The 13,147-nt window shown below is 63.6% G+C and carries 24 protein-coding genes; all 24 read left to right on the top strand.

What is annotated here, in order from left to right; all coding sequences use genetic code 11:
* The first annotated feature begins 1 nt into the window (after nucleotide 1).
* On the top strand, nucleotides 2-1,177 hold the full coding sequence (tuf, locus tag SI859A1_RS10400) for an elongation factor Tu (protein WP_009209733.1): 1,176 nt from the start codon (nucleotides 2-4) through the stop codon (nucleotides 1,175-1,177).
* 165 nt (nucleotides 1,178-1,342) lie between these two features.
* Nucleotides 1,343-1,651, top strand: coding sequence for a 30S ribosomal protein S10 (rpsJ, locus tag SI859A1_RS10395; RefSeq protein ID WP_006205468.1), 309 nt, complete (start codon nucleotides 1,343-1,345; stop codon nucleotides 1,649-1,651).
* Nucleotides 1,652-1,676: 25 nt separating this feature from the next.
* Nucleotides 1,677-2,402 carry a 50S ribosomal protein L3 gene (gene rplC, locus SI859A1_RS10390; RefSeq protein ID WP_009209732.1) on the top strand — a complete coding sequence of 242 codons (726 nt, stop codon included), beginning with the start codon at nucleotides 1,677-1,679 and terminating at the stop codon, nucleotides 2,400-2,402.
* Nucleotides 2,402-3,022, top strand: a complete 621-nt coding sequence (gene rplD, locus SI859A1_RS10385; RefSeq protein WP_009209731.1) for a 50S ribosomal protein L4 — start codon at nucleotides 2,402-2,404, stop codon at nucleotides 3,020-3,022. The genes rplC and rplD overlap by 1 nt, the downstream gene beginning before the upstream one ends.
* Nucleotides 3,019-3,312 carry a 50S ribosomal protein L23 gene (locus SI859A1_RS10380; protein WP_024351693.1) on the top strand — a complete coding sequence of 98 codons (294 nt, stop codon included), beginning with the start codon at nucleotides 3,019-3,021 and terminating at the stop codon, nucleotides 3,310-3,312. The genes rplD and SI859A1_RS10380 overlap by 4 nt, the downstream gene beginning before the upstream one ends.
* A gap of 23 nt (nucleotides 3,313-3,335) precedes the next feature.
* The gene (gene rplB / locus SI859A1_RS10375; protein ID WP_009209730.1) at nucleotides 3,336-4,172 is read left to right on the top strand and encodes a 50S ribosomal protein L2; all 837 of its coding nucleotides are present in this window, start codon (nucleotides 3,336-3,338) and stop codon (nucleotides 4,170-4,172) included.
* 12 nt (nucleotides 4,173-4,184) lie between these two features.
* The gene (gene rpsS / locus SI859A1_RS10370; RefSeq protein WP_024351694.1) at nucleotides 4,185-4,463 is read left to right on the top strand and encodes a 30S ribosomal protein S19; all 279 of its coding nucleotides are present in this window, start codon (nucleotides 4,185-4,187) and stop codon (nucleotides 4,461-4,463) included.
* A 2-nt stretch (nucleotides 4,464-4,465) separates the two neighbouring features.
* Entirely contained in the window at nucleotides 4,466-4,855 is a 390-nt protein-coding gene (gene rplV / locus SI859A1_RS10365; RefSeq protein WP_009209729.1) for a 50S ribosomal protein L22, read from the top strand.
* Nucleotides 4,855-5,562 (top strand): 30S ribosomal protein S3, encoded by a 708-nt coding sequence (rpsC, locus tag SI859A1_RS10360; RefSeq protein ID WP_009209728.1) that lies wholly within the window; start codon nucleotides 4,855-4,857, stop codon nucleotides 5,560-5,562. The genes rplV and rpsC overlap by 1 nt, the downstream gene beginning before the upstream one ends.
* 27 nt (nucleotides 5,563-5,589) lie before the next feature.
* Complete coding sequence (rplP, locus tag SI859A1_RS10355; protein WP_009209727.1) at nucleotides 5,590-6,003, top strand: 50S ribosomal protein L16; 414 nt, start codon at nucleotides 5,590-5,592, stop codon at nucleotides 6,001-6,003.
* An 11-nt stretch (nucleotides 6,004-6,014) separates the two neighbouring features.
* The gene (gene rpmC, locus SI859A1_RS10350; protein WP_009209726.1) at nucleotides 6,015-6,215 is read left to right on the top strand and encodes a 50S ribosomal protein L29; all 201 of its coding nucleotides are present in this window, start codon (nucleotides 6,015-6,017) and stop codon (nucleotides 6,213-6,215) included.
* Nucleotides 6,216-6,225: 10 nt separating this feature from the next.
* On the top strand, nucleotides 6,226-6,474 hold the full coding sequence (gene rpsQ / locus SI859A1_RS10345) for a 30S ribosomal protein S17 (RefSeq protein ID WP_040325673.1): 249 nt from the start codon (nucleotides 6,226-6,228) through the stop codon (nucleotides 6,472-6,474).
* A 62-nt stretch (nucleotides 6,475-6,536) separates the two neighbouring features.
* Nucleotides 6,537-6,905: a 50S ribosomal protein L14 gene (gene rplN / locus SI859A1_RS10340; RefSeq protein ID WP_009209725.1), complete on the top strand. Its 369-nt coding sequence runs from the start codon at nucleotides 6,537-6,539 to the stop codon at nucleotides 6,903-6,905.
* Between the two features lie 15 nt (nucleotides 6,906-6,920).
* Complete coding sequence (gene rplX / locus SI859A1_RS10335; protein ID WP_009209724.1) at nucleotides 6,921-7,235, top strand: 50S ribosomal protein L24; 315 nt, start codon at nucleotides 6,921-6,923, stop codon at nucleotides 7,233-7,235.
* Nucleotides 7,228-7,791 carry a 50S ribosomal protein L5 gene (rplE, locus tag SI859A1_RS10330; RefSeq protein ID WP_009209723.1) on the top strand — a complete coding sequence of 188 codons (564 nt, stop codon included), beginning with the start codon at nucleotides 7,228-7,230 and terminating at the stop codon, nucleotides 7,789-7,791. The genes rplX and rplE overlap by 8 nt, the downstream gene beginning before the upstream one ends.
* Nucleotides 7,792-7,816: 25 nt before the next feature.
* Complete coding sequence (rpsN, locus tag SI859A1_RS10325) at nucleotides 7,817-8,122, top strand: 30S ribosomal protein S14 (RefSeq protein WP_009209722.1); 306 nt, start codon at nucleotides 7,817-7,819, stop codon at nucleotides 8,120-8,122.
* Between the two features lie 12 nt (nucleotides 8,123-8,134).
* On the top strand, nucleotides 8,135-8,533 hold the full coding sequence (gene rpsH, locus SI859A1_RS10320) for a 30S ribosomal protein S8 (protein ID WP_009209721.1): 399 nt from the start codon (nucleotides 8,135-8,137) through the stop codon (nucleotides 8,531-8,533).
* Nucleotides 8,534-8,574: 41 nt separating this feature from the next.
* A complete protein-coding gene (rplF, locus tag SI859A1_RS10315; RefSeq protein ID WP_009209720.1) occupies nucleotides 8,575-9,108 on the top strand; it encodes a 50S ribosomal protein L6 in 534 nt (177 codons plus the stop codon).
* A gap of 8 nt (nucleotides 9,109-9,116) precedes the next feature.
* Complete coding sequence (gene rplR / locus SI859A1_RS10310) at nucleotides 9,117-9,479, top strand: 50S ribosomal protein L18 (RefSeq protein ID WP_009209719.1); 363 nt, start codon at nucleotides 9,117-9,119, stop codon at nucleotides 9,477-9,479.
* Between the two features lie 89 nt (nucleotides 9,480-9,568).
* The gene (rpsE, locus tag SI859A1_RS10305) at nucleotides 9,569-10,126 is read left to right on the top strand and encodes a 30S ribosomal protein S5 (RefSeq protein WP_009209718.1); all 558 of its coding nucleotides are present in this window, start codon (nucleotides 9,569-9,571) and stop codon (nucleotides 10,124-10,126) included.
* 54 nt (nucleotides 10,127-10,180) lie between these two features.
* Nucleotides 10,181-10,384: a 50S ribosomal protein L30 gene (rpmD, locus tag SI859A1_RS10300; protein ID WP_024351697.1), complete on the top strand. Its 204-nt coding sequence runs from the start codon at nucleotides 10,181-10,183 to the stop codon at nucleotides 10,382-10,384.
* 120 nt (nucleotides 10,385-10,504) lie between these two features.
* Nucleotides 10,505-10,972 (top strand): 50S ribosomal protein L15, encoded by a 468-nt coding sequence (rplO, locus tag SI859A1_RS10295; protein ID WP_009209717.1) that lies wholly within the window; start codon nucleotides 10,505-10,507, stop codon nucleotides 10,970-10,972.
* Between the two features lie 137 nt (nucleotides 10,973-11,109).
* Nucleotides 11,110-12,453 carry a preprotein translocase subunit SecY gene (gene secY / locus SI859A1_RS10290; RefSeq protein WP_009209716.1) on the top strand — a complete coding sequence of 448 codons (1,344 nt, stop codon included), beginning with the start codon at nucleotides 11,110-11,112 and terminating at the stop codon, nucleotides 12,451-12,453.
* Nucleotides 12,450-13,103, top strand: coding sequence for an adenylate kinase (locus SI859A1_RS10285; RefSeq protein WP_009209715.1), 654 nt, complete (start codon nucleotides 12,450-12,452; stop codon nucleotides 13,101-13,103). The genes secY and SI859A1_RS10285 overlap by 4 nt, the downstream gene beginning before the upstream one ends.
* Nucleotides 13,104-13,147 lie beyond the last annotated feature (44 nt).

Raw genomic sequence — 13,147 nt, 5'->3', positions numbered from 1 at the left:
GATGGCCAAGAGCAAATTCGAGCGCAACAAGCCGCATGTGAACATCGGCACGATCGGTCACGTTGACCATGGCAAGACGTCGCTGACGGCGGCGATCACGAAGTACTTCGGCGAGTACCGTGCGTACGACATGATCGACGCGGCGCCGGAAGAGAAGGCGCGCGGCATCACGATTTCGACGGCGCATGTGGAGTACGAGACGGAAGCCCGTCACTACGCCCATGTCGACTGCCCGGGCCATGCCGACTACGTGAAGAACATGATCACCGGTGCCGCCCAGATGGACGGCGCGATCCTGGTGTGCTCGGCCGCCGACGGCCCGATGCCGCAGACCCGCGAGCACATCCTTCTGGCCCGCCAGGTCGGCGTGCCGGCGATCGTGGTGTTCCTGAACAAGGTCGACCAGGTGGACGACGCCGAGCTGCTGGAGCTGGTCGAGCTCGAGGTTCGCGAGCTGCTGTCGTCCTACGATTTCCCGGGCGACGACATTCCGATCGTCAAGGGCTCGGCGCTGGCCGCTCTCGAAGACTCCAACAAGGAGATCGGCGAGGACGCGGTGCGTGAGCTGATGAAGGAAGTCGACGCCTACATCCCGACCCCGGAGCGTCCGGTGGACCAGCCGTTCCTGATGCCGATCGAGGACGTGTTCTCGATCTCGGGTCGCGGCACGGTGGTGACCGGCCGCGTCGAGCGCGGCATCGTCAAGGTCGGCGAGGAAGTCGAGATCGTCGGCATCCGCGACACCAAGAAGACGACGGTGACCGGCGTCGAGATGTTCCGCAAGCTGCTCGACCAGGGCCAGGCCGGCGACAACATCGGCGCGCTGGTTCGCGGTGTCGATCGTGAGGGCGTCGAGCGCGGTCAGGTTCTGTGCAAGCCGGGTTCGGTGAAGCCGCACACGCGCTTCATGGCCGAGGCCTACATCCTGACGAAGGAAGAAGGCGGCCGTCATACGCCGTTCTTCACCAACTACCGTCCGCAGTTCTACTTCCGCACGACGGACGTGACCGGCGTGTGCACGCTCCCCGAGGGCACCGAGATGGTGATGCCGGGCGACAACGTGACGATGGACGTGACGCTGATCGTGCCGATCGCGATGGAAGACAAGCTGCGCTTCGCCATCCGCGAAGGCGGCCGCACCGTCGGCGCCGGCATCGTCGCCTCGATCATCGAGTAGGACGAAGCGATCTCGGGGACGCCGCGCGCTTGAGAACGGCGTCCCCGGTTCTTTGCCCCCCGCGGGCGAGCCGGGGTTCGCCCCGCGCGACATTGGCTGCTTTGACAAGACAAGCGCTCGGAAAGCGCCGCCGCGCCGGTGGTCTCCGACGAGAGGACGAATAAAATGAACGGCCAGAATATCCGCATCCGCCTCAAGGCGTTCGATCACCGGGTTCTCGATGCGTCGACCCGCGAGATCGTGTCGACCGCTAAGCGCACCGGCGCGAATGTGCGGGGGCCGATCCCGCTGCCGACGCGGATCGAAAAGTTTACCGTGAACCGTTCGCCGCACGTCGACAAGAAGTCGCGCGAGCAGTTCGAAATGCGCACCCACAAGCGGCTCCTCGACATTGTCGATCCGACGCCGCAGACGGTTGATGCGCTCATGAAGCTCGACCTCGCCGCCGGCGTTGATGTCGAGATCAAGCTCTGATCCGAGCACGGGAAGGATAACGCCCATGCGTTCAGGTGTGATAGCACAGAAGGTCGGCATGACCCGCGTCTACAACGACGTCGGTGAGCATGTTCCGGTCACCGTCCTGAAGGTCGAGAACCTCCAGGTCGTCGCCCAGCGGACCAAGGAAAAGAACGGTTACACCGCCGTCCAGGTCGGCGCTGGCCTCGCCAAGGTCAAGAACACGTCCAAGCCGATGCGCGGCGTGTTTGCCCAGGCTTCGGTCGAACCGAAGCGCAAGCTCGTCGAGTTCCGCGTGTCGGACGACAACATGATCGACGTCGGTGCCGAGATCACGGCCGAGCACTTCGTGCCGGGCCAGATGGTCGACGTGACCGGTACCTCGATCGGTAAGGGCTTCGCCGGCGCCATGAAGCGCCACAACTTCGGCGGCCTGCGCGCCACCCACGGCGTGTCCGTCTCGCACCGTTCGCACGGTTCGACCGGTCAGCGTCAGGATCCCGGCAAGGTCTTCAAGAACAAGAAGATGGCCGGCCATATGGGCGACGTCCGCGTGACCACGCAGAACCTGCAGGTCGTGCGCATCGATCCCGAGAAGGGCCTGATCCTGGTTCGTGGCGCCGTCCCGGGCTCCAAGGGTGGCTGGATCGAAATTCGTGACGCCGTGAAGGCGTCGCTGCCCGACAACGCGCCGAAGCCGGCCGCGCTCCGCAACGCCGGAAACGGTGCTGCTGTCGAGACCGCGGACGCTTCCGAGGGAGCGGAATAATGGACGTTACGATCAAAAGCCTCGACGGCAAGGACGCCGGCACGGCGACCCTGGCCGACGACATCTTCGGTCTCGAGCCGCGCGAAGACATTCTTCAGCGCATGGTTCGCTGGCAGTTGGCCAAGCGCCAGCAGGGGTCCCACCAGACCCTCGGCCGTGCGGAAATCGCACGGACAGGCGCCAAGCTGTACCGCCAGAAGGGCACCGGTCGCGCCCGCCACGGCTCGGCGCGTGCGCCGCAGTTCCGCGGTGGCGGCAAGGCTCACGGTCCGGTCTCGCGCAGCCATGCGCATGACCTGCCGAAGAAGGTGCGGGCCCTGGCCCTGCGCCATGCGCTGTCGGCCAAGGCCAAGTCGGGCGGCATCGTCGTCATCGACGAGCTGAAGGCTGCCGAGGGCAAGACCAAGGCGATGGTCAAGACCTTCGCCGATCTGGGCCTGACCAACGCGCTGTTCATCGGTGGTGCGGAGCTCGACGCGAACTTCACGCGCTCGGCTCGCAACATCCCGCAAATGGACGTGCTGCCGGTTCAGGGCATCAACGTCTACGACATTCTCCGCCGCCAGACGCTGGTTCTGTCGAAGGCTGCGGTCGAGGCTCTCGAGGAGCGGTTCAAATGACCGATCTGCGCCATTACGACGTCATCACGAGCCCGGTGATCACCGAAAAGTCGACGCTTCTGTCCGACAACAACCAGGTGGTCTTCAACGTCCCGGGGACGGCGACCAAGCCGGACATCAAGGCCGCCGTCGAGGCGCTCTTCAATGTCAAGGTGACCGCCGTCAACACCATGGTCCGCAAGGGCAAGGTCAAGCGCTTCCGTGGCCGCATCGGCCGCCAGAGCGATCAGAAAAAAGCCGTCGTGACATTGGCCGAAGGCCAGTCCATCGACGTCTCGACCGGTCTTTGATCGGGACCGGAGGGAGCTAGGCAATGGCACTTAAGAATTTCAAACCGAACACGCCGAGCCAGCGTCAGCTGGTCATCGTCGATCGCTCGGGCCTCTGGAAGGGCAAGCCGGTCAAGCAGTTGACCGAGGGCCTCAGCCAGAAGGGCGGCCGCAACAATGCCGGTCGCGTCACGGCTCGCTACCAGGGCGGCGGTCACAAGCGGACCTACCGCATCATCGACTTCAAGCGTCGCAAGTTCGACGTGTCGGCGACGGTCGAGCGGATCGAGTACGACCCGAACCGCACCGCGTTCATCGCGCTGCTGAAGTACGAGGATGGCGAGTTCGCCTACATCCTGGCGCCGCAGCGCGTGGCTGCCGGCGACACGGTGATCTCGGGCCTGTCCGGCGTCGACGTGAAGCCGGGCAATGCGATGCCGCTGTCGGCCATGCCGGTCGGCACGATCGTCCACAACGTTGAGATGAAGCCGGAGAAGGGTGGTCAGATCGCCCGTTCGGCTGGCGCCTATGCGCAGCTCGTCGGTCGTGACTCGGGTCTTGCGATCCTGCGCCTCAACTCGGGCGAGCAGCGCCTGGTCCCGTCGTCCTGTCTCGCGACGGTCGGCGCGGTTTCCAACGCCGATCACTCGAACATCAACCTCGGCAAGGCTGGTCGTTCGCGCTGGCTGGGTCGTCGCCCGCACGTTCGCGGTGTCGTGATGAACCCTGTCGATCACCCGCATGGTGGTGGTGAAGGTCGTACGTCCGGTGGTCGTCACCCGGTTTCGCCGTGGGGCAAGCCGACCAAGGGCAAGCGTACCCGCCAGAACAAGTCGACCGACAAGTTCATCATGCGCTCGCGCCATCAGCGCAAGAAGTAAAAGGATTTCTTCATGACACGTTCCGTCTGGAAGGGTCCGTTCGTCGATGGCTACCTTCTCAAGAAAGCCGAGAAGGGGCGCGAGAGCGGCCGCAACGATGTGATCAAGATCTGGAGCCGTCGTTCGACGATCCTGCCCCAGTTCGTCGGTCAGACCTTCGGCGTCTACAACGGCTCGAAGCACATTCCGGTGTCGGTCAACGAGGATATGGTCGGACACAAGTTCGGCGAGTTCGCTCCGACCCGCACCTATTACGGCCACGGCGCCGACAAGAAGGCGAAGAGGAAGTAGCAATGGGCAAGGCCAAAGCCGAACGTCGGCTGTCGGAGAACGAGGCGAGAGCGGTCGCCCGGACGATCCGTGTCAGCCCGCAGAAACTGAACCTCGTCGCGCAGATGATCCGCGGCAAGAAGGTCGACGCCGCACTCGCGGATCTGACCTTCTCGCGCAAGCGGATCGCCGAGACGGTCAAGAAGACGCTGGAAAGCGCCATCGCCAACGCCGAGAACAACCATGATCTCGACGTCGATTCGCTGGTCGTCGCCGAGGCTTATGTCGGCAAGTCGATCACGATGAAGCGCTTTCATGCCCGCGGTCGCGGTCGTGCCAGCCGCGTCGAGAAGCCGTTCTCGCATCTGACGATCGTCGTGCGCGAGATCGCCGCAATCGAGGAGGCCGCATAATGGGTCAGAAGATCAATCCGACCGGTTTTCGGCTCGGCATCAACCGCACCTGGGATTCGCGCTGGTATGCGAACACCGGCGAGTACGGTCATCTGCTGCACGAGGATCTGAAGATCCGCGCCTATCTGCTCAACGAGCTGAAGCAGGCCGCGGTCTCCAAGATCGTCATCGAGCGCCCGCACAAGAAGTGCCGCATCACGATCCACTCGGCACGTCCGGGCATCGTCATCGGCAAGAAGGGCGCCGACATCGAGAAGCTTCGCAAGAAGCTCGCTGCGATGACCAACGCCGAGACGCACATCAACATCGTCGAGGTGCGCAAGCCCGAGACCGATGCGACCTTGGTGGCCCAGTCCATCGCTCAGCAGCTCGAGCGCCGCGTGGCGTTCCGCCGTGCGATGAAGCGTGCCGTCCAGTCCGCCATGCGCCTCGGCGCGGAAGGCATCCGCATCAACTGCGGCGGCCGTCTCGGCGGCGCGGAGATCGCGCGCACCGAATGGTACCGCGAAGGCCGGGTGCCGCTGCACACGCTGCGCGCCGACATTGACTACGGGACTGCCGAAGCCAAGACGGCCTACGGCATCTGCGGCGTCAAGGTCTGGATCTTCAAGGGCGAGATTCTCGAGCACGATCCGATGGCCTCCGAGCGCCGTCAGGTTGAAGGCGAGGGTCAGGGCGGCGGCGGTCGTCGTCGCGAGCACGCCTGAGCCTTATCGAATTCGGAGTGACATAAGATGCTGCAGCCAAAGCGCACAAAGTACCGGAAGGCGTTCAAGGGACGCATTCACGGTACCGCAAAAGGCGGAACCGGCCTTAATTTCGGCGCCTTCGGACTGAAGGCGATGGAACCAGAGCGGGTCACCGCGCGTCAGATCGAGGCGGCCCGCCGCGCGATCACTCGCCAGATGAAACGCCAGGGCCGCGTGTGGATCCGGATCTTCCCGGACCTGCCCGTGACCTCCAAGCCGACCGAAGTCCGCATGGGTAAGGGCAAGGGGTCCGTTGACTATTGGGCGGCGCGGGTGCATCCCGGCCGCGTGGTCTTCGAGATCGACGGTGTCGACGAGACGACGGCCCGCGAGGCGCTTCGTCTCGGCGCGGCCAAGCTGCCGATCCGTACGCGCTTCATTCAGCGCATTGCCGAATAGGAGAGTTTGAAGTGAAAGCTTCCGACGTCAAGACAATGACCCAGGACGAACTCACCGACGAGCTCGCCAAGCTGAAGAAGGAGCAGTTCAACCTGCGCTTCCAGCGTGCCACGGGTCAGCTCGAGAACACCGCCCGCGTGCGCAAGGTGCGCCGCGACATCGCGCGGATCAAGACGATTTCTCGCCTGAAGGCGGGCGAGGCCAAGGCCTGAGGACGAGAATATGCCCAAACGTATCCTGCAGGGGACGGTCGTCTCCGACAAGAACGACAAGACGGTAGTGGTCCTGGTGGAGCGTCGCTTCACCCACCCGCTGTTCAAGAAGACCGTGCGCCGTACCAAGAAGTACAAGGCGCACGACGAGAGCAATCAGTACAAGGTCGGCGATATGGTCTCCATCGAGGAGACGCGGCCGATCTCGCGCGACAAGAGCTGGATCGTCGTTTCGAGCGAAGCGGCAGCAGCCAGTTGATGATTTGGCCGGGACGCGCGCGTCATGCGCACCCCGGCAGCAAGCTTTGAAGGCGGTCTGACATGATTCAGATGCAAACAAACCTCGACGTCGCGGATAACTCCGGTGCGCGTCGTGTCATGTGCATCAAGGTATTGGGCGGCTCGAAGCGGAAATATGCCTCGGTCGGCGACATCATCGTCGTCTCCGTCAAGGAGGCTATTCCGCGGGGCCGTGTGAAGAAGGGCGACGTGATGAAGGCCGTGGTGGTACGTACCGCCAAGGACATCCGCCGCGCCGACGGTTCGGTGATCCGGTTCGATTCGAACGCAGCGGTCCTGATCGACAACAAGAAAGAGCCGGTCGGCACCCGTATCTTCGGCCCGGTTCCCCGCGAGCTTCGCGGCAAGAACCACATGAAGATCGTCTCGCTGGCCCCCGAAGTTCTGTAAGAAGGAGAGCGGACGATGCAGAAGATCCGCAAGGGCGACACGGTCGTCGTGCTCGCCGGCAAGGACAAGGGCCGGTCGGGTGAAGTCATTAAGGTGATGCCGAAGGACGGTCGTGCACTGGTGCGTGGGATCAACATGATCAAGCGCCACCAGCGTCAGACCGCTTCCCAGGAAGCCGGCATCATCAACAAGGAAGCCGGCATTCAGCTTTCCAACCTGGCGGTCGCAGACCCGAAGGACGGCAAGGCGACCCGCGTCGGCTTCAAGGTACTCGACGATGGCACCAAGGTGCGCGTCGCCAAGCGCTCGGGAGAGCAGATCAATGGCTGATACGGAAACCGCTTACGAGCCGCGCCTCAAGCGCGTCTATCGCGAAGAGGTCCGCAAGACGCTTCAGGACCAGTTCTCGTATCAGAACGAGATGCAGGTCCCGCGCGTCGACAAGATCGTCATCAACATGGGCGTCGGCGAGGCAACTGCCGACTCCAAGAAGCCGACGGTCGCTGCCGAGGACCTGGGCCGCATCGCGGGCCAGAAGCCGATCATCACCTATGCGCGCAATTCCATCGCAGGCTTCAAGGTCCGCGAAGGCATGCCGATCGGCGCCAAGGTCACGCTGCGCAAGGACCGCATGTACGAGTTCATGGACCGGCTGGTGCAGATCGCACTGCCGCGTGTCCGCGATTTCCGCGGCCTGAACCCGAAGAGCTTCGATGGTCGTGGCAATTTCGCCATGGGCGTCAAGGAGCACATCGTGTTCCCGGAGATCAACTACGACAAGGTTGATCAGATGTGGGGCATGGACATCATCGTCTGTACGACGGCGAACACCGACGACGAAGCCCGGGCGCTGCTGACAGCGTTCAACTTCCCGTTCCGCCAGTAACGGCTGACGAGCAAAGGACGAGATAATGGCCAAAAAGGGCATGATCGAGCAGAACAAGCACCGTCAGAAGATGGTGGCGAAGTACGCCGCCAAGCGGGCTGCTCTGAAGGCGATCACCAAGAATGCCGACGCCCCCATGGAAGAGCGCTTTCAGGCGCAGCTTCAGCTCGCGGAACTGCCGCGGAACGGGTCGAAGGTTCGCATTCGTAACCGCTGCGAGGTGACGGGCCGTCCGCGCGCCTACTATCGCAAGCTGAAGATGAGCCGCATTGCGCTCCGGGACCTGGGCAACAACGGCCAGATCCCCGGTATCGTGAAGTCGAGCTGGTAAGGAGGTATAGACATGTCTTTGTCTGATCCGCTCGGCGATATGCTGACCCGTATCCGCAACGCCATCATGCGCAACAAGTCCTCGGTGACGACGCCCGCGTCGAAGCTGCGCGGCCGTGTGCTCGACGTCCTCAAGGACGAGGGCTACATCCGTGGCTACACCCAGACCGAGTTCGTTGCCGGCAAGTCCGAGTACGAAATCGAGCTGAAGTACTACGAAGGCGGACCCGTCATCCGGGAGATCGCCCGCGTCTCGAAGCCTGGTCGTCGCGTCTACGTGTCGGCCAAGACGATTCCGCAGGTCGCGAACGGTCTGGGCATCTCGGTCCTGTCGACGCCGAAGGGCGTCATGGCCGACCATAGCGCCCGTGAACAGAATGTCGGCGGCGAGGTGCTCTGCCGCGTCTTCTGACGCGGCGGCACTGACGCCCAGCGAACGCACAGGGTTTCGAAATGTCTCGTATTGGTAAGAAGCCGATCGCACTGCCGGAGGGTGTCTCTGCCACCGTCGACGGTCAGACCGTGACGGCAAAGGGCCCTAAGGGCGAGCTCACCTTCGTGGTGAACGAGGAAGTCCTCGTGAAGATGGAAGACGGTGCGGTCCAGGTGGATCCGCGTGACAATTCCAAGGATGCACGCTCCAAGTGGGGCATGTCCCGCACGATGATCTCCAACATCGTCAACGGCGTGAAGACGGGCTTCGAAAAGAAGCTCGAGATCAACGGCGTCGGCTATCGTGCCTCGCTGCAGGGCAAGAACCTGCAGTTGGCCCTTGGCTTCTCGCACGATGTGATCTACCCGGTGCCGGAAGGTATCCAGATCACCGTGCCCAAGCCGACCGAGATCGTCATCTCGGGCATCGACCGTCAACGGGTCGGGCAGGTTGCGGCAGAGATTCGCGAGTACCGCGGCCCCGAGCCCTACAAGGGCAAGGGCGTCAAATATGCTGACGAGACGATCGTCCGCAAAGAGGGCAAGAAGAAGTAGGGCTCGTAATGGCTACCTTGAAGGAAAATCTGCGACGGCGGGCCTCGCGCATCCGCCGCTCGATCAAGAAGGTGGCGAACGGTCGTCCTCGGCTGTCCGTCCATCGTTCTTCGAAGAACATCTATGCGCAGATCATCGACGACACCGCGGGCCGTACGCTCGCCGCTGCCTCGACCCTCGACACCTCGCTGCGTTCGCAGCTGAAGACGGGTGCCGACACCGAGGCCGCAGCGGCGGTTGGCAAGCTGGTCGCCGAGCGTGCGAAGGAAGCCGGCGTCACCGACGTGGTTTTCGATCGTGGCGCGTTCATCTATCACGGCCGCATCAAGGCACTCGCCGAATCGGCACGTGAAGGCGGTCTCAACTTCTGAGGCCGCTCGGGCGCATCGCCCGTACCATTGCGGCCGCTTGAAGCGGTCGCCACCGACAGACGCCTCCGGAAAAGAACAAGGAACAGGATATGGCGCCTCGTAACGATCGACGTGAAGACCGCGATGACGGTTTCGTCGACAAGCTCGTTCACATCAACCGCGTTGCCAAGGTGGTCAAGGGTGGCCGTCGCTTCGGCTTCGCCGCCCTCGTCGTCGTCGGCGACTTGAAGGGCCGCGTCGGCTTCGGCCACGGCAAGGCACGCGAAGTGCCGGAGGCGATCCGCAAGGCGACGGAAGCCGCCAAGCGCGATCTGATCTTCGTGCCGCTGCGCGACGGTCGTACGCTGCATCATGACGTCAGCGGTCGCCACGGCGCCGGCAAGGTCATCCTGCGCGCCGCCGAGGCCGGTACCGGCATCATCGCCGGCGGCCCGATGCGCGCCGTCTTCGAAGCCGTCGGCATGCATGACGTCGTTGCCAAGTCGCTCGGCTCGTCGAACCCGTACAACATGGTTCGCGCGACCTTCGACGGCCTGAAGCAGGCCATGCATCCGAAGGACGTCGCTTCGCGTCGCGGCATCAAGTACTCCGAGCTCCAGGCACGTCGCCGGGAAGTCATCGGTGCGCAGGCCGCTTCCGAGGATTGATTGGATGCGGGGAGTTCGGCGAACTCCTCGCGCTTTGACTGAAGGAGCCAATCGATGGCCGAAACCAAAACCGCAGGCAGCACCGTCACCGTCGTGCAGACCGGCAGCCCCATCCGTCGCTCCGCCGACCAGCGCCAGACGCTGATCGGCCTGGGGCTGAACAAGATGCACCGTCGCCGGACGCTCGAGGACACCCCCGCCGTGCGTGGGATGATCGCCAAGGTCGCCCATCTCGTGCGCGTGGTCGAGCCGGCCTGACGAGTGCGTGGAGCGGCATCGCGTCAGGCGCGGCCGCACCAGACCGTAATTTTGCCAGAGCATCGGGCTACCGCGCAGGGCAGGGCGTTGCCCACCCTCCGGTAGACCAGGAGAAGCAACATGAAACTCAATGAGATTTCCGACGTCGAGGGCGCGACCCACTCGCGCAAGCGTGTCGGTCGCGGAATCGGTTCGGGCAAGGGCAAGACCGGTGGTCGTGGCGTCAAGGGACAGAAGTCCCGTTCGGGCGTCTCGATCAACGGCTTCGAGGGCGGCCAGATGCCGCTGTTCCGCCGCCTGCCGAAGCGTGGCTTCGTCAACATCTTCGCCAAGAACTTCAACGTCGTGTCGCTCGGACGCGTGCAGCAGGCGATCGACGCCGGCAAGCTCGACGCTTCAGCGACGGTCGATCTCGCAGCCCTCAAGGCTGCCGGTCTGGTGCGTCGTGCCAAGGACGGCGTGCGCGTCCTGGGCGACGGCGAACTGACCGCCAAGGTCTCCTTCCTCGTCGATGGCGCCTCCAAGTCGGCCGTCGAGAAGGTCGAGAAGGCTGGTGGTTCCATCAAGACCGTGGGAGCGGAAGCCTAAGGCTTCTTGCACCCGGCGGACGCGGCGTCTATCTCTCGGTCTTCCTCATGGAGGAGCCCGCCGGTAGACGGCGCGGCTGACGGTACGGGCGCGCATTCGATGCCGACCCGCCGGACAACCCCGGAGACAGGTAAAGTATGGCATCGGCTGCGGAACAACTCGCCGCGAATTTGAACTTTTCGGCCTTTGCGAAGGCTGAGGATCTCAAGAAGCGCATCTGGTTCACCCTGGGTGCGCTTCTGGTGTATCGGCTCGGCACCTACATTCCGATGCCGGGCATCAACCCTGACGCACTCGCGCAGGCCTTCCAGCAGCAGTCGACCGGCATTCTCGGTCTGTTCAACATGTTCTCCGGCGGTGCCGTCGGACGCATGGCGATCTTCGCGCTGGGAATCATGCCCTACATCTCCGCCTCCATCATCATTCAGCTGATGACGTCGGTCATTCCGTCGCTCGAGCAGCTGAAGAAGGAAGGCGAGCAGGGCCGCAAGGTCATCAATCAGTACACGCGCTACGGCACCGTGCTGCTGGCCACGGTCCAAGCCTACGGCATCGCCGCCGGCCTGCAGACCCAGCCCGGCATCGTCGTCGATCCGGGCATTTTCTTCCAGGTCTCCGCAGTGATCACGCTGGTCGGCGGCACCATGTTCCTGATGTGGCTGGGCGAGCAGATCACCGCCCGCGGCATCGGCAACGGCATCTCGCTGATCATCTTCGCCGGCATCGTGGCGCATCTGCCCTCGGCGATCGCGAATCTCCTCGAACTCGGCCGTACCGGCGCGCTGTCTACAGCGGTGATCCTCTTGGTGATCGTCGTGGCGGTCGCCTGCATCGCGGTGATCGTGTTCTTCGAGCGCGCCCAGCGCCGCTTGCTGATCCAGTATCCCAAGCGCCAGGTCGGCAACCGGATGTTCCAGGGCGACACGTCGCACCTGCCGCTGAAGCTGAACACCGCCGGCGTCATCCCGCCGATCTTCGCGTCCTCGCTCCTGCTACTGCCGGTGACGATCGCGAATTTCACCAGCACGGCCGATCTTCCGGGCTGGGCCTCGGCGACGATCGCCTCGCTCGGCCACGGCCAGCCCCTCTACATGGCGATGTATGCAGGCCTGATCGCGTTTTTCGCCTTCTTCTACACAGCCGTCGTGTTCAATCCGAAGGACACGGCCGACAATCTGAAGAAGCATGGCGGCTTCATTCCGGGGATCCGTCCGGGCGAGCGGACGGCCGAATACATCGACTACGTGCTGACCCGCATCACGGTCGTCGGTGCGATCTATCTTGTGATCATCTGTCTTCTGCCGGAATTCCTGATCTCGGCCGTGGGTGTCCCGTTCTATCTTGGCGGCACGTCGCTGCTGATCGTCGTCAGCGTCACGATGGATACTGTCGCGCAGGTGCAGGGGCACCTCCTAGCGCACCAGTATGAGGGCCTCGTGAAGAAGGCGAAACTCAGGGGTGGAAGACGGGGGGCCAGATGAGGCTGATATTGTTGGGGCCGCCGGGAGCCGGGAAGGGCACCCAGGCGCAGCGCCTGATCGAAACGCACAAGATCCCGCAGCTCTCGACCGGCGACATGCTGCGGGCCGCTGTGACCGCCCAGTCCGAAGTCGGACTGAAAGCCAAGGCGGTGATGGATTCAGGCAATCTCGTCTCGGACGACATCGTCAACGCGATCGTCTCCGAGCGGATCGACCAGGCGGACTGCGCCGAGGGCTTCATCCTCGACGGGTATCCGCGGACCCTGAACCAGGCCGACGCGGTCGAGGCGATGCTGGAGCGCAAGGGCCTGAAGCTCGATCATGTGATCGAGATCAAGGTCGATGACGATATCCTCGTCAATCGCGTCTCCGGGCGTTTCTCCTGCGCCAGCTGCGGCGCGGTCTACCACGACGAGGACAAGCGTCCGAAGGTCGAAGGCGTCTGCGACGTCTGCGGCTCGACGGATTTCAAGCGCCGTCCCGACGACAATGCCGAGACCATGCGCACCCGGCTGCGGTCCTATTACAAGGACACCTCGCCGCTGGTCGGTTACTACCACTGCAAGGGCACGCTGCGTGCCGTCGACGGCATGCAGCCCATCGACGTGGTGACCGAGAGCATTGAGCGCATCGTTTCGGGCAAGGCCTGACGCGTCGAAACCGGCGGCGGCCACGGCCGCCGCAAGGGGTGGGC

Source organism: Aurantimonas manganoxydans SI85-9A1, assembly GCF_000153465.1.
GTDB classification, from domain to species: Bacteria; Pseudomonadota; Alphaproteobacteria; order Rhizobiales; family Rhizobiaceae; genus Aurantimonas; species Aurantimonas manganoxydans.
This window is presented reverse-complemented; position numbering and strand designations above follow the sequence as displayed.

Coding starts and splice junctions, on each gene's coding strand:
- tuf (WP_009209733.1), top strand. CDS start 2: ATGGCCAAGAGCAAATTCGAGCGCAACAAGCCGCATGTGAACATCGGC.
- rpsJ (WP_006205468.1), top strand. CDS start 1,343: ATGAACGGCCAGAATATCCGCATCCGCCTCAAGGCGTTCGATCACCGG.
- rplC (WP_009209732.1), top strand. CDS start 1,677: ATGCGTTCAGGTGTGATAGCACAGAAGGTCGGCATGACCCGCGTCTAC.
- rplD (WP_009209731.1), top strand. CDS start 2,402: ATGGACGTTACGATCAAAAGCCTCGACGGCAAGGACGCCGGCACGGCG.
- SI859A1_RS10380 (WP_024351693.1), top strand. CDS start 3,019: ATGACCGATCTGCGCCATTACGACGTCATCACGAGCCCGGTGATCACC.
- rplB (WP_009209730.1), top strand. CDS start 3,336: ATGGCACTTAAGAATTTCAAACCGAACACGCCGAGCCAGCGTCAGCTG.
- rpsS (WP_024351694.1), top strand. CDS start 4,185: ATGACACGTTCCGTCTGGAAGGGTCCGTTCGTCGATGGCTACCTTCTC.
- rplV (WP_009209729.1), top strand. CDS start 4,466: ATGGGCAAGGCCAAAGCCGAACGTCGGCTGTCGGAGAACGAGGCGAGA.
- rpsC (WP_009209728.1), top strand. CDS start 4,855: ATGGGTCAGAAGATCAATCCGACCGGTTTTCGGCTCGGCATCAACCGC.
- rplP (WP_009209727.1), top strand. CDS start 5,590: ATGCTGCAGCCAAAGCGCACAAAGTACCGGAAGGCGTTCAAGGGACGC.
- rpsQ (WP_040325673.1), top strand. CDS start 6,226: ATGCCCAAACGTATCCTGCAGGGGACGGTCGTCTCCGACAAGAACGAC.
- rplN (WP_009209725.1), top strand. CDS start 6,537: ATGATTCAGATGCAAACAAACCTCGACGTCGCGGATAACTCCGGTGCG.
- rplX (WP_009209724.1), top strand. CDS start 6,921: ATGCAGAAGATCCGCAAGGGCGACACGGTCGTCGTGCTCGCCGGCAAG.
- rplE (WP_009209723.1), top strand. CDS start 7,228: ATGGCTGATACGGAAACCGCTTACGAGCCGCGCCTCAAGCGCGTCTAT.
- rpsN (WP_009209722.1), top strand. CDS start 7,817: ATGGCCAAAAAGGGCATGATCGAGCAGAACAAGCACCGTCAGAAGATG.
- rpsH (WP_009209721.1), top strand. CDS start 8,135: ATGTCTTTGTCTGATCCGCTCGGCGATATGCTGACCCGTATCCGCAAC.
- rplF (WP_009209720.1), top strand. CDS start 8,575: ATGTCTCGTATTGGTAAGAAGCCGATCGCACTGCCGGAGGGTGTCTCT.
- rplR (WP_009209719.1), top strand. CDS start 9,117: ATGGCTACCTTGAAGGAAAATCTGCGACGGCGGGCCTCGCGCATCCGC.
- rpsE (WP_009209718.1), top strand. CDS start 9,569: ATGGCGCCTCGTAACGATCGACGTGAAGACCGCGATGACGGTTTCGTC.
- rpmD (WP_024351697.1), top strand. CDS start 10,181: ATGGCCGAAACCAAAACCGCAGGCAGCACCGTCACCGTCGTGCAGACC.
- rplO (WP_009209717.1), top strand. CDS start 10,505: ATGAAACTCAATGAGATTTCCGACGTCGAGGGCGCGACCCACTCGCGC.
- secY (WP_009209716.1), top strand. CDS start 11,110: ATGGCATCGGCTGCGGAACAACTCGCCGCGAATTTGAACTTTTCGGCC.
- SI859A1_RS10285 (WP_009209715.1), top strand. CDS start 12,450: ATGAGGCTGATATTGTTGGGGCCGCCGGGAGCCGGGAAGGGCACCCAG.